This window comes from Enterococcus sp. AMC1623 (assembly GCF_058216495.1).
Genome location: NZ_CM177096.1, coordinates 1944164 through 1960360, shown reverse-complemented (window position 1 = coordinate 1960360; position 16197 = coordinate 1944164). Strand labels below are relative to the sequence as shown.

The window sequence follows — 16197 nt, the reverse complement described above, 5'->3', positions numbered from 1 at the left end:
AATATGAATATCAAATTAGGTAAATTGTTGATTGCTACAATAATTATGGGAAGTTTTCCAGTAAACTTATTTGCAGAAGAAACAGTAACTTCTACGACAGACAGTGATATAAGCTCTGAATCAATTTCTGACATTTCAGAAAGTCAAACATCTGTGACTAGTGAAAGTCAAAGTTTTGAAACAACAGAATCTTTAGTAGAAATAACAGATAGTTTAGAAAATACCGAAACAACCACTGAAGAATCTAGTACTTCGGTTAGTGAACAACTTTCTAGCGAGACAAATTCTTCAACAATGAGTGAAACAAAGACAACCGAAACAACGACAAGTGAATCTTCTACAGAAACCTCTCAAGAAACAGAAGAAACCACAGAAGAACCGCAAATTCAATTGTTTCAACAAGCGATATCTTTACCTTACGCCACCATTTTGTCAACAGCTAAAATCTGGGATGATACGTTGAAGAAAGAGTTGGGCACGACAGCGACTCTAATCAATCAAACTGTAAAAGTCGAAAACAAGCTAACGAAAAATAATCTGACGTATTATAAGATTGCTACTAAAGATCGGTCATTAGGATATGTTGAAGCAAAAGTTTTAGAACTGACAAAAGAAGGTAATGGGAAACACCATAGTTATGGAAAATATGTAACGGTAAAAAATGATCAATACATGTGGCAAAATTTTTCATGGGAGAAACGAACGACCAACGCTGCGAAAAAAAATCGCACCTATCAAGCCCGCGGGTATTATCAGCATTTTAATGGGAGTCGTTATTTAACCTTATACGATAATCATGGCAATTGGGTAGGTTATACCAATGAAAATAATGTAGCCGTAGCAGACGGTCAGCAAGGGATTTATCTGGCGAATAATAACTATGTAACGGTAAAAAACGATCAATACATGTGGCAAAATTTTTCATGGGAGAAACGAACGACCAACGCTGCGAAAAAAAATCGCACTTACCAAGCACGCGGGTATTACCAGCATTTTAATGGGAGTCGTTATTTAACGCTATACGATAACAATGGCAATTGGGCAGGTTATACCAATGAAAATAACGTAGCCGTAGCAGATGGTCAGCAAGGGATTTATCTGGCGAATAATAACTATGTAACGGTAAAAAACGATCAATACATGTGGCAAAATTTTTCATGGGAGAAACGAACGACCAACGCTGCGAAAAAAAATCGCACCTATCAAGCCCGCGGGTATTATCAGCATTTTAATGGGAGTCGTTATTTAACGCTATACGATAACAATGGCAATTGGGCAGGTTATACGAATGAAAATAACGTAGCTGTAGCGAATGGCCCACAAGGAATTTATCAAGCAGATAGTAAACAGGTAACAGTGACGAATGATCAATACATGTGGCAAAATTTTTCATGGCAGAAGCGAACGACTAACGCTGCGAAAAAAAATCACACGTATCAAGCACGTGGCTATTATTACCATTACAACGGCAGTCGTTATTTAACTTTATATAACAATCAAGGAACTTGGATGGGGTACGTGAACGAAAATAATACGAAAAAAAGTAGTCCACAAGGCGACGCTATTTCCACATCAAAACGAGTAACTATCCCTAGCTCAAACTATGAGGTGTGGCAAAATTTTGATTGGCAGCGAAAAACGACAGCACGTCAATTAAGCGGGAAAATTTATCACGTGAAAGTCTATTATCAACATAGGAATGGTTCAACCTATTATTCCTTGTATGATTCGAAAAATAATTGGCAAGGTTATATCAACGCAACTGGAACAAGAACAGTTGAGACTAGGCAAGGGATTACCTATGTCGATGGTATTCTAATTGCGAATAAAAAGCATTCTTTGCCAGCTAATTATAATCCAGGCGAAAATTCAACAGCAGGTGGTAAATTCCGTCAATTATTACGAGCGATGCAACAATTGAATATGGATGTGAGTAATAGTTACAGTGGTTTTCGTTCATATAGTTATCAAAGTGTGTTATATCAAAATTATGTAAGAGCCTACGGGCAAGCCGCAGCAGATCGTTTTTCTGCACGACCCGGCTATTCTGAACATCAAACAGGTCTAGCTTTCGATTTAATTCATAACAATGGCTCATTATTGGAAAAAAGTCGCGAAGCTAATTGGTTAGCGGCGAATGCACATCAGTATGGTTTTATCATTCGTTATAAAGCAGGAAAAGAAGCCATTACTGGGTATCAATATGAGCCATGGCATGTGCGTTATATCGGGAGTCAAGCAAGTGCGATTTATCGCTCAAACAAAACATTAGAAGAATATTTAGGAATTCCTGGTGGAGGATACTAAATAAAAAGCGACAGTGAAGATGAATCATTGTCGCTTTTTTGCGCACAAAAATCATTTAGTTTCTAAAATGTAAACGTTTTTATTGAAGTTTATAAAATAGAAGTATATAATTTCTATAATCGAAACAATTATTAAATAAAAAGGTTGTGAAGAAATGAAGAAAAAAGAGTTTGGAACCGAAAAAAGCACCAAACCATTATCCGTGTTGCATGACCACGTTTCAGTTTCTAAGTTAACCCTCAATCGACTCTATATTGTCACCTCGATTGGTTTTTGGGTACTGTATGTCTCTTCCACTATTTTTAAGCAATTTACGAATACAACACATGAATTTCAAACAGTTGTAGAAGCAGCTCTTTATATTTTGATTGTGACACTCTTAAATTTTTCCGCCTTAATCTATTTATTTTCTAGAGAAGGGGCATTTAAACGATTTAATCAACACACTCGAGTCCCCCGAGAAAAAATCGATCAATTTTTTACACAAAAACAACCGACGATTACGGTGTTAGTTCCGTCTTATGATGAAGAAGTCGCTGTTATTCGTAAGACGTTATTATCCGCTGCGTTACAAGAATATCCGCAAATGCGGGTGGTTCTTTTAATTGATGATAATCCGGTGCCAAATAATCCACAAGCCTTTGAAAAATTAGAAGCAACGAAACGATTGATTCACGAAATTACTACGCTTTTACAAGAACCACGCGACCATTTTGAACAAGTTCTAAAAGTGTTTGAGCGTGGACAAGTTACTAAAAAAATTGCGGGTGATCGTTTACGAGCAATTGCTAGAGAGTATACACGTGCGGGTGACTGGTTAAGTGAGATGGCGCAACAAGAAATAAATGAAGACCACGTCGATCAATTTTTCATTGAGCAAGTCTTACATGATTTAGCGAATGAATTATATTTAGTGGCAAAAGCGTTACTGACTGCTGCGAATCAACAGTCATCAATTGACTATACTCGTGCACATCAACTGTACTGTCGCTTGGTGTGGCTATTCAAAGTAGAACTTGATTATTTTCAAAGAAAAAAATATAGTTCATTATCCCATGAAGCGAATAAAGCGATGAATTTAAATGCGTATATTGATTTAATGGGTGGCAGTTATCAAATTGAGCGTACGCCAGCGGGTGACATTTTGACACGAACAGAAGAAACACCAGATGTGGTGATTCCAGATAGTGAATTTTTGTTAACGCTTGATGCCGATTCTATTTTATTAAGAGAGTATTGTTTGCGTTTGGTTTATTTATTGAATCAAGCTGAAAATAAAAAAGTTGCGGTTACGCAAACGCCCTATTCATCTTTTCGAGGGACGCCTACTAGGATCGAACGAATTGCAGGTGCTACCACCGACCTTCAGCATATTCTTCATCAAGGAACCACCTATTACGGCGCAACATTTTGGGTAGGAGCTAATGCGGTCATTCGTAAAAAAGCTTTGGAAGATATTGCCGAAATATCTTATGTGAATGGCTTTAAAATTAGACGTTTTATTCAAGACCGAACTGTAATTGAAGATACCGAATCTAGCGTAGATTTAGAAAAACACGGCTGGCAATTAGTAAATTATCCAGAACGTTTGAGCTACAGTGCGACTCCGCCAGATTTTGGTTCCTTAATCATTCAAAGACGGCGTTGGGCAAATGGTGGATTATTGATTCTTCCAAAATTATTTGGAACAATGAAACAACGAAAAAAGGCGGGCCATCCAATCAAATGGATGGAATTTTGCATGCGTCTTAATTACATGGCGTCCATTTCTTGGGCTAGTTTTAGTTTGATTTTTCTATTAGCGTATCCCTTTGCTGAAAATCTTTTAAGTGTCTATATCTTATGTTCAGCATTACCTTATTTTATGGCAATGGCGGGAGATTTGAACTATTCACGTTATAAACGAACAGATATTTTTAGAATCTATGGGTTTAATTTAATTCTCTTAGCAGTTAATTTAGCGGGTGTGCTTAAATCAATCCAACAAGCGTTAACTGGAGAGAAAATTCCTTTTGCACGGACACCTAAAGTAAATAATCGCACGGCTTCACCAACCATTTATTTACTTATGCCGGTAGTCATTATTCTTTTTTCCAGTTTTATGTGCTATCGTTCGTTGCTAGTAGGAAATTGGGGAAATGCCCTTTTTGCTGGTTTCAATGCAATAACAGCTACTTGGGCATTTGTGTCGTATATTGGTATTTGGAATATGTGTGTGGACATCTTCCATAATTTTATTGATTGGTTCTTTGTCGAAGTGAAACCAAAACATACCACCTTACAAAATCCGGTGAATGACTTGAATTGGCAAGCAGTCTTGTATTATGGGGATGATAAAAATAAAGTCCCTTTAAACGTCGAGTTGCAATATTCGAAACAACCACTAGCCAAGAAGAGAGAGGAATGAGTGATATGAAGAACAAACAGGTTACGCCTACTCGTCGCTTGTCCATTTTACGTCTACTATTCATGGTGGTGGTACTTTTGATTGGGTCAGGTGCTTATTTAAATCGTACAGAACTGTTTGCTCAATTTCAAAAATCGGATCATCAACCGTGGTTTGCTTCATATGTCGATGTGACTGCAACACCCCAGTTTAATTTTGAGCAATTGGAGGATAACGTTGTTTTATCATTTGTTGTAGCATCAGAAAAGGATGGTTCACCTAGTTGGGGGAATTTTTATTCATTAGAGGAAGCGAGTCAGAATCTAGATCTTGATCGACGTATCGCACGACTAAGACAAAAAGGGTATGATGTGATTGTTTCCTTTGGCGGACTATTGAATGATGAATTGGCGTTGCGCTATACGGATGTTGATTCGCTTGTCGCAGCGTATCAAGAAGTCATCGATCGTTATGACTTAACGACGATTGATTTGGACTTGGAAAATGATGGTCTCACCAATCGAACAGTCAATCAGTTACGGGCACAAGCAATTGCTAAGTTACAAGCAACTCGAAAAAAAGCTGGCAAACCGTTGGCTGTGTGGTTGACACTGCCGGCTGATCCGAATGGCTTAACAAAAGATGGAACGGATACAGTTGCTGAATTTTTAACCAACAAGGTTGATTTAGCAGGAGTGAATATTATGACGATGAACTATGGTGGTAGCCGTCAACCGAAATTATCTTTAGCTGAGAATGCGATACAGGCATTGAAGGAAACCCATCGGCAATTAAAAATTATGTATAACAAAGCTGGAATTTATCTAAGTGACGCTGTATTATGGGCAAAAATAGGTGCAACGCCCATGATTGGACAAAATGATGTTGCTACTGAACGCTTCACCTTAAAAGATGCGACAGAATTAAATCAGTTCGCCCAAAAAGTGAAATTAGGACGAATGTCGATGTGGTCGGCTAATCGTGACCGTAAATCCAATCCAGATTATGTACCAGCAATGTTGGTATCTGATAGTTATAGCGGCGTTACCCAAGAAGGCCAAGATTTTGCCAAGCGATTAAAGAAAAATTTAAACGGCAAAGTTGCAGAAAATGCGCAACTTACAACAGTTTCTAATTTAACAAAAGAAGAGTTACAAAAACCCGATGATCCTGCGACTAGTCCGTATCCGATTTGGTCAGAAGAAGGCGTTTATTTAGCGCAAACGAAAGTCGTTTGGCATCATCATGTCTATGAAGCAAAATGGTGGACGAAAGGCGATGCACCCGACAGTCCGATTTTACGTGCCGAAGAAACGCCTTGGCAACTTATCGGTCCAGTTTTGCCTGGTGAAAAGCCGTTACCTCAATTAAAATTACCTGAAGGGACGTATCCGAACTGGTTAGAAGACACAGTGTATACTGCTGGAAAACGAGTCATGTTTGACGGCATTGGGTATGAAGCAAAATGGTGGAATAAAAATGAAAATCCCGAAAAAGCGTTAATCAATTTTGAAACATCGCCATGGAAAGCCCTGTCTCAAAAAGAGATTAAGCAGATGATACAAGCAGAATAATTTTTCAGATAATTTTCAGAAAAAAGGCAAACGTATGCTCCCCTCTTGTGGTATACTGTTAACGGAATAAAATGCAAAAGAGGGGTTAGTATCGGAAAAAGAAGAAAAACATTAAAAAGTCGTGTTAAAAAAATAACACGTAAACTTATCCGTCAATTAAAAAAAATGCCACCATCAACAGTCGTCTCTTTGTCTTCAGTTATGGCTAGTTTATACGGCGTTTTAGGAGAAGGATTTGTTAAATTTTCGAATTATAATTTGATTACGCTGTTTAATCAAATGGAAAGTGTCATTAAACGTTGGGCGGCATATAGTCCAGAATTGTTAATGAATTATCGCAATAATTTCCAGCTTTTCGATTTTGCGAAGTACGCACTAATCGGAGTGCCTATCATCATTTTAGTTTTACATGTCTTATCTTCCAAAAAAAGTCAGATTATCGCTTTTGTTTTTTCTGTCGTTCAATTGGGCTTGTTTACGTATCTGAACAGTTATACTGGAAAAGTTGTTTCCGCTGCGTCAGATGATTACACGACTAATTTTGTCCGCTTACTTCTGGATAATCAAAACAATATGTTTGGGATGCCTGCGTATTCTTTATTCGTTGGTGTGATTGGTTTAATTTTAACATCGCTATTTAAAGCCGTGAAGCGCTAGAATTTTTCTAGTGCTTTTTTCATTCAGCTCTTTTCATTCAAAATAATTTACGGTATGATGAGACACGTGCATGAAATCGAGAAATTTTTCTCGGACTGGTTCGAAACCTCCCAGTTATAAAAAACTATATACCTCTTGAAAGGAGGTTGGAAATGCAACGACAAAAAGTAATTATTGATTGTGACCCTGGTATTGATGATATGTTGGCGCTAATGCTGGCTGTTCAAGCACCAGAGCTAGAAGTAGTTGGAATCACTGTTGTTTGTGGCAATGTTCCTGTTGAGTTAGGAGTTGAAAATACCTTTCGCTGTTTGGAACGTTGTCATAGACTAGATATTCCTGTGTATCAAGGTGCAGCAACACCTTTGATGCGAGAATTTATCAGTGCGCAAGATACACATGGAATGGATGGTTTAGGCGAAACATATTTCCCTCGAACATCCAAGAAAACAATAGAAGCACAAGATGCAGCAACGTATCTAGCGACCACTTTTGCTCAACCAACAGCTATTTCCGTCATCGCCTTGGGTCCGTTGACAAATATTGCGCAAGCTTTGCAGAAAAATCCACAGCTTGGAGAACATATGCAACGCTTTGTTTCAATGGGTGGAACGTATAAAAGTCATGGGAACTGTTCACCAGTAGCAGAATACAATTACTGGTGTGATCCAGATGCTGCAGCGTACGTCTTTCAACAGCTAAATCAAACAATCGAAATGGTTGGTTTAGATGTAACGCGTGAAATTGTTTTTACACCGACATTAATTGAATACTGTCAACGGATGAATCCAGAAATTGGTCAATTTATTCAAGCAATCACCCGCTTTTATGTGGACTTTCATTGGCAGCAAGAGCATATCTTGGGCTGTGTTATTAATGATCCGCTTGCGGTCGCTTATTTTATTGACCCCACGATTTGCACGGGTTTCGAAAGTTTTACTGCTGTTGAAACAACGAGTATTAGCATGGGACAAACCTTAGTTGATCGCTATGATTTTTGGCAGAAACCTGCGAACAGTAAAATTTTAACTGAAGTGGATACGTATTCTTTCTTTGGGAAGTTTTTGACCGTCATTCTTCATGCACAAGAAGAACTGATTCAAACGGATCTAAAAAACTTAATGTGAGGATGACTATGTATCATGAATCAAACAAAAACCATCACTACTAGAACCATTACCATTGTTGCGTTAGCTTTAGCATTGAATTATGTAGGGGGCACCATTGCCTTGTTCTTGCGTCTGCCTATTTATTTGGATACGATTGGAACAATTTTCGCTGCTGTATTATTAGGTCCTGTTTATGGTGTATTAGCAGGCTTATTAAATGCTTTACTTAGCGGTTTGACTACTGATTTATTTGCTTTATATTATGGACCTGTCCAAATTGTTACTGGGTTTTGTGCAGGTTATTTCTTAAAAAATCGCTTAGAAGGAAAACAATTAGTGATAAAAACGTTATGGATTTCATTACCTGGAACAATTATAGCAACGATTATCACGGTTGTTTTATTTGGAGGTATCACGTCTTCTGGTTCGAGCGTGATTGTTCAATTATTACGTGGGATTGGCTTATCACAAGTTTCCAGTGTCTTCCTTGTTCAAGTGATTACAGATTACCTTGATCGATTGGTGTCCATTGTTTTGGTGTTGATGGTGACAACTCGTATCACGCATCGGTTTATGAAAGAGTACTAGAATTTTTCTAGTGCTTTTTTTGTGGGGGAAATATGCTAAACTAATGGAGATGTTGGGAGGAGAAGCAATGAAAAAATTAAGTAATTCGTCTACTGATTTAGTGAAAATGACGAAATGCCCAAAATATTGGTGTATTTATGGGGGATTAGTTGGAAGTATGCTGGGCTTTTTTCAGCCGGTAGTATCAGCCGATAGTTGGCAAGTAAATTCGGTTGAAGAAATTGTTAGTCGTATCGATTCAACCCACTCGTTAACAATGATAGAAGGGGATACTGTGTGGAATATCGGCATGGCGTTAAATATTAAAAATCCGATGCAGTTGTTATCTGCGAATGGTTACCAAGATGGCGAACAATATACGTTGCCAGTTGGTACAGTTATTACGTGGGATGGCAATTATGTCATTGTTAAAGACGAGCAAAATCAGGTAGTAGGTGAAAAAATCATAACGGATAATGAAAAAATGAATCCTGAAAAAACGATAGCCAATCAAACAACGGATGAACCACAGACACCAGCAATTAAAGAAAAAATTGCCAAACAGCGTGAACAAGTGGCTCAAGCAAGAGCAGACTTAGAGGCTGGGGAGAATCAAAATGTAGAACGAGCACCTGCTGTATCAACTGCAAAAAAACAAGAACTTGAAACAGCTTTAGCAGATAAACAAGCGGAGCTAACGGCTTTAGATTCAGAACTAGCTGTCGCACAAACACAAGAAACGAGCGAAGATTTAAAAGAGCAAGCAAACGCGCAACAAACCATCGCCGAAATTGATGTGAAACGTCAACGTTTAGAAACAGAAATAGCGATTTTAGAAGCGGAATATAGCGCAGCTAAAGTAGAGGAGACAGATTCAACTCATACAGCTGAGGCAAGAAATCAAGCAATTCAACGAGATGCTTTACAAAAAGCGGCTTTAGAACAAACACAAATCCTACAAATCTTAGAGGACAATTTGCAACAGCAAACAGTGATTGAATGGACACAAGCAGTGGAAGACTTTTCAATGACTTTAGCAGATACCGAGAAGCTATTCAGTACAATGGAGGTGACGGCAACGCCCCAAACGAATCAAACGATAGCAGCTGCCAATGAAGCACTAAATCAAAAACAAACGCAACAAGCTGAGTTGTCGATACAATTAGAACAAGCGCAGAACGATTATCAAGCTGCTCAAGAACTATATACGAATTGGTTGAATACTGGGAGTGACAAAAATGCAGAAGGCGAGCAATTAGCGACGACGTTATTAGACATGGAACAAGCTAAAAATGAAATGGTTGACCGTTTTACAGCAGACTTGCTAGATTTTGAGGAAATAAGCCTAACTTTCTCAGATCTTGCCTCTCAATTAGCAACTTATCCAACAACAAACCAATTCACCAAAACACAACAAGCGATTGCGACAGTCATTCAACGCTATAAATAACAAAAAAGAGACGTGTACGAGGGTGGCGACCCCTAAAAGTTAGAGTTTTTATTATGCAGCTGATTGGCTGGATTGAATTCGGTATTCGACCGGACTCAGTCCAGCCAATTTTACTTTTGATCGTACGTGGTTATACCAGTAGATGTATTCTTTAATTCGTCGTTTTAATTCTTCATAACTGACTAGTTTCTCTCCATAATACATTTCTTGTTTTAATATGCCAAAGAAATTCTCCATCGAAGCATTGTCTGCACACGTTGCTTTACGTGACATACTCTGGAATACATTGTTTTTATTTAATGTTTTTACCCATTTATTATGTTGGTAATGCCAACCTTGATCCGAATGGATAGTTGTACGGTAGGTTGCGTGATTCTTTATTATCTCTATTGTTTCATTTAGTGGCTCCATGACTAAATCTAATGTTGGGCGTTTCTTAATTCCAAACGCAATCACTTCTCCATTATATAGGTCAAGAATAGGGTTTAAATACAACTTTTCTTCCCCTAGACATTTGAATTCCGTAATGTCAGTTACTAGTTTCTGAAATGGGATAGGTGTACTAAACCGACGTGACAATCGATTCTTCACTATTTTTCCAGTAGTTCCTTTATATGAATTGTATTTACGGGATTTTCGCATGAATTTTACACACTTTAATCCTAGCTCTCGCATAATGCGATACACCTTTTTATGATTAATACAGTATCCTAATTTCTTTAACTCGTCTGTAATCCGTTTATATCCATAACGTTCATAAAACGCCTTAAATAGGTGAGTAATGCGTTCTTTTAGTTCGATATCCAGATCTTCTTTTCCGAAGTTCTTGACATGATAGTGATAGGTTGCTTCGGGAATTCCCACAACTAGGATAATATCCTTTAATCGGAACCCTTCTTCTTTAAGTTCGAATGCCCATTTTGCTTGCGCTTTTCGAGTAAGACATTCGGATTTTCCCGAAAAGCTCTCAGCTTTTTTAAATAGGCAATTTCTAATCTCAGTAGTTCATTCTCTCGTTCTAACTCCGTTTCACGTGTGAACTTGTTTTCTTCCTTTTTCGTTTGTTTATTTAGTTTCTTAGTCATAGAAGGTCGCTCCTTTGATTTTGGTTTCAAGCCTTCTATCCCTTGAGAATTAAAATCTTTCATCCAACGATAAATTAATGAAGGATTATTTAATCCGAATTGTTCAGTCGTTTCCTGATAAGAAGCACCTGTGTCTAACATAAATTGTATCGTATTTAATTTAAATTGAACAGGATATACTTCCTTCCTTTTTCTTCGTTTTAATCCCTCCATCCCTTGTGTTTTATAAGCTCTTACCCAATTTTGTAATGGTGTTGCAGAAGGCATATTGTATTTCTTCGCCAATAATTTATAACCAATATTTCCATCCAAATACTCCGTAACAAGCTTTATTTTAAATTCTTCACTATATTTAGCCATAAAAATACCCCCGAAAGTTAGATTTATTACTCTAACTTTCGGGGGTCGGTACCCAGTCTGACTTCTACTGTTTCTCTTTTTTTTGTTATTTTTCAACTACAGGAATCCACATTTCACCAAAAACGTGATTATCGTGTGTACCCATTTCAACGGCAGCATTTGGTCCGCCAATGTATTCATAGTTTTGTTCTTCAACTAAAGCTTGTCCAAAAGCAAGACCTGTTAAGGTATCTTTTAATTCTTCAGAAGTTGCGGCTTCTGCTTTAACAATGACATACGTACCTTTTGGAAATTGGATGACGCGTGTCGCATCGGGTAACGTTTCGTTCGTTAAAACACCTACATAATACATCATTTTATTATCGTAGGCTTCATTGACAGCGAAGACAAACTCATTATCGGCTAATACTTTTAATTTATCCAACGTGCCATCTGTCGTAATCTTTTCCCAAAAAGCGGCTTTCTCTTGAGCGATTCCCATATAATCAGTGTAATCACTGGTTAATTCTGTTCCAAAACCTAAAACTGTAAATGCGTCTTTTTCTACTAATGTGTAAACTGACATTGTAATCCCTGCTTTCTTTTGATTGTTTCAAATGCTGTCATTTCTCATTTGATACATTTATAATAAAGTCAAATCGTGTCAAAAAATGACACTGTTTAGGAGCGAACGATGAAAAAAACAGAAAGAATTCACACGATGATTCGTTACATTAATAATCGTGCACATTTTACCATTACAGAAATTATGCAAGAATTCAATATTTCTCGATCCACGGCTATTCGTGACATTCGAGAAATTGAAACAATGGGCGTACCGTTGATAGCAGAAGTCGGACGTGATGGAGGATATTCCGTCATGCACAACTCTTTTTTACCGCCGATTCATTTTTTAGATGCCGAAGTTAAAGCACTCTTTGTCGCATTTATGGCAACACGCAATCAGCAATTACCTTATTTAAAAAGTCGGCAATCATTGGCTGAAAAATTACTTTCCCTCTTGTCAGAAAATCAACAAGATGATTTGGTACTTTTAAATCAACTATTATTATTTGAAGGAACAAACCCTTATAATCCTGATTTATTAGACTTAGCTGATTTACCGCATCCTCTTTTAGAAAAAGTTATTCAATTGTTGTTGCTAGATCGTCATATCACATTACTTTCTAAAGAAAAACAGTTTGATGTGTATGTGCTGCATTTGTATCATGAAAAAGGCAATTGGTTTATCGAAGGGATTGAATTGTCGTCTGCTACTAAACAAATAGTTGCAGTGGGACAATTGCTAGATGTTGTACTCTATACAGGAAACCAACGCTGGCATCAAAGAAAACCGATACATGAATCGATGAATTTGATTGCGACGCTAGGGCCTAAAGCAATTGCGCAATTCAAGAAATATCATCCATTTAAATTAACCTTGGCATACACAGATCCGTATCAGATGCGAGCGATATTACGAACGTTTGTAGATGAAAAGAATCCCGAAGAATTGCTAGAAATGGTGAACTGGTTTTTGTTTTTAGGAACAGAGATAGCGATTCAAGAAGCACCTTCTGCCTTTATGAACGCTTTAAAGCAACGTTGTTTAGTGGAAATAGACTAGGAAAAGTTTATTAAGTACGTTAAGATAAAAGAAAAAGAAAGTGAGCAGAGGGAATGAAAGCAATTATTTTTGACTTTAATGGCACCTTATTCAGCGATACAGCATTACATGAAGAAGCTTGGCAACAATTTATTCAAGAAGTGTTAGGCTATCAACTTTCAGAAACAGAATTCGCTAAAATTCACGGGCGTACCAATCATTTAACCATGGAACGCCTATTAAATCGCCCATTATCGAAAGAAGAGGGCGAAACTTTTTCAAATCGTAAAGAAGCGATTTACCGAGAGATTGTCTTAGAGAAAGAGCATGATCAATTAATTGATGGTGTGACAGAATTTTTTGATTTATTACAGCAAAAAGGGTATTCGATGAATATCGCAACGGCATCACCACGTGTGAATGTGGCGTTTTATTTTGATTATTTTCAATTGAATCGATGGTTTGATTTTGAAAAAGTTGTCTATGATAACGGCACATTAAATAGCAAACCTGCACCTGATTATTACGTGCAAGCTGCAAAAAATATCAATGCCAATCCACAAGAGATGGTGGTGTTTGAAGATTCTCCGATTGGCTTACAAGGCGCTGCCAATGCGCAAGCCAAACAGATTATTGCCGTTTCAACCAATGGAAATCATCAAAAATTAGAAGAGACGGGTGTTGTTGATTTTGTGATTGATGATTTTCGTGATGAACGTTTGATTCAATTATTTTCTTAAAAGTTCATTGCGATAGAAAAAATCCGAGCGCTAGAGAGATTCTTGTAAAGTTTCAATAAGAATCTTTCTAGCGTTCGGATTGTTGTTGTTCCTCAATTTGCATGTGGGTTGTTGCTAAAATGATGAATTTGGTTCTTTTAAAAAGGCCACTTCTTCTTCTGTTGACAGACGACCTAGTACTTGATTACGATGTGGATAACGTCCAAATCGTTTAATAATCGCATAATGTTGTTTTTCATATTCAAAATTTTCTTCTAATCCCGGTTGGTCAAATAAAATCATAGCTTTATTGTGAATCATCAACGATTCTGAGTGCATAAACGGCATATATAAGAAACTGCGTTCAACATTGGATAGTTCATTGATATCCGGATGTGCTAATGCTTCTTGAGCTAAGATTAATGCCATACCATCCGTGGCGAAAGCTTGAGATGAATGACGGAAGAGATTACGAGAAAATTGGTCTAAGACAATGATTTCTGCTAAGCGTCCGTGAATAGTTTCCCGCCAACTAACCAATTCACCCGCAGCAGCTTGTTTGTGTAGGTTGGTGAAACGCTCCGCAATCAATTGATCGACATCTGTGCTATTAAACCATTGTTCAGGGGTTAGTTCGTTAAACCAAAAATGTAAGACTGCTTGAGATTTCATCATAATCATTCTCCTAATCGTTTTTGAATGTCATTGACTTCTTGTTCGGTCAATTGGTGTCCGCCATCAGTTAAAATCATTGTTGTATTTGGGAAAAATTGTTTTAATTCTTCAGTTAATTTTAAACCATCACCCGGCAGACTAATGTTGTCTTGTGCACCGACTGTTAAATAAATTTTCACTTCACTGGATTGGTTGAATGAATAGACGAGGCGACTCGGATGCAGTAGAATAACAGTATCCGCAATATCAGCGTGTTGTTCAAGCAAACCAAGAATAAAATTTGCACCATTGGAGTAGCCAATTAAAATGATTTCTTGATATTTTTGAATAAAAGTAAGAAGTTCTTCTTGAAAAAATTGTGTCGTTTGCTGGTCAAACTCTTGTCGATTGAGTTGTCCGTCAATTAACGGAGCAAAAAAGCGACGTTGGCTGCCTTCTGATACCGAACCAAGAAAACTTAAGAGGCTCGCTTGTGGAAATAATTCTGCTACTGTCGTTAATAGTTGATACTCATTACCACCGGTTCCATGAAAGGCCAGAACTAGTTGTTGTTGAGTAGCTCCTTCTTGAAAAAAATAATCCATGACTAACCTCCTAAAAAGAAAGGAATTATATTATGCCTGCACGTATTCATCACATTTCTATTGTGAATCGCTTTATTCGACCGACATTTGACTTTTATCATAATATACTCGGTTTAAAATTACTAATGAAAACAATTAATCAAGACGATCATACCATGTATCACCTGTTTTTTTCAGATAATCACCACCGTGTGGGAACTGAACTGACTTTTTTTGAAGTACAAGAAGGGAACAACCAGTTTTTTGGAACCAATACGATTGAACGAACAATACTAAAAGTTCCTTCTGAAGCATCATTGCATTTTTGGGAAATATATTTTGAAACACAAGGCGTCTGCCATTATGGAATCGAATCATTTTCTGGACGACCTATCTTACGTTTTGAAGGGCCAGATGCAACACAATTGGCTTTAGTTCCCTTACGCGAATTTGAAGATATTGATGATTATTTCCCGTATGTCACAGATCAGATTCCTACCGAGCATGCTATTTTAGGAATTGATGCCATTCAACTACGCGTACAATATTCCGATGCGACTGAACGAGAATTATTGTCGCTAGGCTGGCAGCACAAAGAATACGTCAATTTCTTTTCGGGTCATCAAAGAGTGACAATCTTAGAAAATCAAGACACTCAGTTCTATCAAGAAGTTCAGATTATTCAAGATCGTGAGAATCCAATTGCCGTTGAAGGGATTGGTGGTGTCCATCATGTTGCGTTTGGCGTAGAAAATAAATCTGATTTACAACGCATCGACAAACAATTACAAGAGCGCAATTTTATAAATTCAGGAATAAAAGATCGCGAATTTTTTGAATCACTTTATTATCGTGACCCAAATCAATTATTGATTGAAATTGCTACAGGGGAAGGAAACCTAGATGCAAAAGCGTATGAAAATCAAAGTCCACGCTTTGAAGAAATTCCTTTATTTTTACCGCAATACTTAAATTTCATTCGTGAACAAGTGGAGCAACAACTATCTAATCAAATCCATGACGAAGAGTAAGGAGAAACAATGATGTTTCTTCTTCTTTTTTTCTTGATTTTTATACCGCTTTCTTGGTAAACTAAACGTCTGCCAAAAATACCGTGTCTCATTGAAACATTCTCAACTATTTCAAAATAAAGGGGAGTA

The 16197-nt window shown here is 37.4% G+C and carries 15 protein-coding genes and 1 riboswitch; of the genes, 10 read left to right on the top strand and 5 right to left on the bottom strand.

Annotated features, from left to right (window positions below):
- The first annotated feature begins 3 nt into the window (after positions 1-3).
- The 7 genes from AC4BC7_RS09545 (at position 4) to AC4BC7_RS09515 (ending at position 10050) form a co-directional block, all read left to right on the top strand.
- Positions 4-2307 (top strand): D-alanyl-D-alanine carboxypeptidase family protein, encoded by a 2304-nt coding sequence (locus tag AC4BC7_RS09545; protein WP_490502727.1) that lies wholly within the window; start codon positions 4-6, stop codon positions 2305-2307.
- 154 nt (positions 2308-2461) lie between these two features.
- A complete protein-coding gene (locus AC4BC7_RS09540) occupies positions 2462-4714 on the top strand; it encodes a glycosyltransferase family 2 protein (protein ID WP_490502726.1) in 2253 nt (750 codons plus the stop codon).
- A 5-nt stretch (positions 4715-4719) separates the two neighbouring features.
- Positions 4720-6267 carry a chitinase gene (locus tag AC4BC7_RS09535; protein WP_490502725.1) on the top strand — a complete coding sequence of 516 codons (1548 nt, stop codon included), beginning with the start codon at positions 4720-4722 and terminating at the stop codon, positions 6265-6267.
- A gap of 189 nt (positions 6268-6456) precedes the next feature.
- Entirely contained in the window at positions 6457-6924 is a 468-nt protein-coding gene (locus AC4BC7_RS09530) for a hypothetical protein (protein WP_490502724.1), read from the top strand.
- An 89-nt stretch (positions 6925-7013) separates the two neighbouring features.
- Positions 7014-7058: riboswitch (PreQ1 riboswitch) on the top strand.
- 18 nt (positions 7059-7076) lie between these two features.
- Positions 7077-8051, top strand: coding sequence for a nucleoside hydrolase (locus AC4BC7_RS09525; protein WP_490502723.1), 975 nt, complete (start codon positions 7077-7079; stop codon positions 8049-8051).
- Positions 8052-8066: 15 nt separating this feature from the next.
- A complete protein-coding gene (locus AC4BC7_RS09520) occupies positions 8067-8621 on the top strand; it encodes an ECF transporter S component (protein ID WP_207871515.1) in 555 nt (184 codons plus the stop codon).
- A gap of 67 nt (positions 8622-8688) precedes the next feature.
- The gene (locus AC4BC7_RS09515) at positions 8689-10050 is read left to right on the top strand and encodes a coiled-coil domain-containing protein (protein WP_243430364.1); all 1362 of its coding nucleotides are present in this window, start codon (positions 8689-8691) and stop codon (positions 10048-10050) included.
- 51 nt (positions 10051-10101) lie between these two features.
- Here AC4BC7_RS09515 and AC4BC7_RS09510 read toward each other — a convergent pair whose 3' ends face one another.
- From AC4BC7_RS09510 to AC4BC7_RS09500, 3 genes are all read right to left on the bottom strand, one after another.
- Entirely contained in the window at positions 10102-11046 is a 945-nt protein-coding gene (locus AC4BC7_RS09510) for an IS3 family transposase (RefSeq protein ID WP_490504395.1), read from the bottom strand.
- A complete protein-coding gene (locus tag AC4BC7_RS09505) occupies positions 10932-11495 on the bottom strand; it encodes a helix-turn-helix domain-containing protein (protein WP_311055572.1) in 564 nt (187 codons plus the stop codon). The genes AC4BC7_RS09510 and AC4BC7_RS09505 overlap by 115 nt, the downstream gene beginning before the upstream one ends.
- An 85-nt stretch (positions 11496-11580) precedes the next feature.
- Positions 11581-12060: a GyrI-like domain-containing protein gene (locus AC4BC7_RS09500; RefSeq protein ID WP_207942494.1), complete on the bottom strand. Its 480-nt coding sequence runs from the start codon at positions 12058-12060 to the stop codon at positions 11581-11583.
- A gap of 108 nt (positions 12061-12168) precedes the next feature.
- On the opposite strand from AC4BC7_RS09500, the gene AC4BC7_RS09495 reads away from it, so the two are divergent.
- On the top strand, positions 12169-13101 hold the full coding sequence (locus AC4BC7_RS09495) for a helix-turn-helix transcriptional regulator (protein ID WP_490502722.1): 933 nt from the start codon (positions 12169-12171) through the stop codon (positions 13099-13101).
- 53 nt (positions 13102-13154) lie between these two features.
- Positions 13155-13820: an HAD family hydrolase gene (locus AC4BC7_RS09490; protein ID WP_207942492.1), complete on the top strand. Its 666-nt coding sequence runs from the start codon at positions 13155-13157 to the stop codon at positions 13818-13820.
- A gap of 114 nt (positions 13821-13934) precedes the next feature.
- On the opposite strand, the gene AC4BC7_RS09485 is transcribed toward AC4BC7_RS09490, so the two are convergent.
- Both AC4BC7_RS09485 and AC4BC7_RS09480 read right to left on the bottom strand, forming a co-directional pair.
- Positions 13935-14474, bottom strand: coding sequence for a DUF924 family protein (locus AC4BC7_RS09485; RefSeq protein WP_207942491.1), 540 nt, complete (start codon positions 14472-14474; stop codon positions 13935-13937).
- A gap of 2 nt (positions 14475-14476) precedes the next feature.
- Positions 14477-15058: an alpha/beta hydrolase gene (locus tag AC4BC7_RS09480; RefSeq protein ID WP_207942490.1), complete on the bottom strand. Its 582-nt coding sequence runs from the start codon at positions 15056-15058 to the stop codon at positions 14477-14479.
- Positions 15059-15090: 32 nt separating this feature from the next.
- Between AC4BC7_RS09480 and AC4BC7_RS09475 the strand changes: the two genes are divergently transcribed.
- On the top strand, positions 15091-16068 hold the full coding sequence (locus AC4BC7_RS09475; protein ID WP_490502721.1) for a VOC family protein: 978 nt from the start codon (positions 15091-15093) through the stop codon (positions 16066-16068).
- Positions 16069-16197 lie beyond the last annotated feature (129 nt).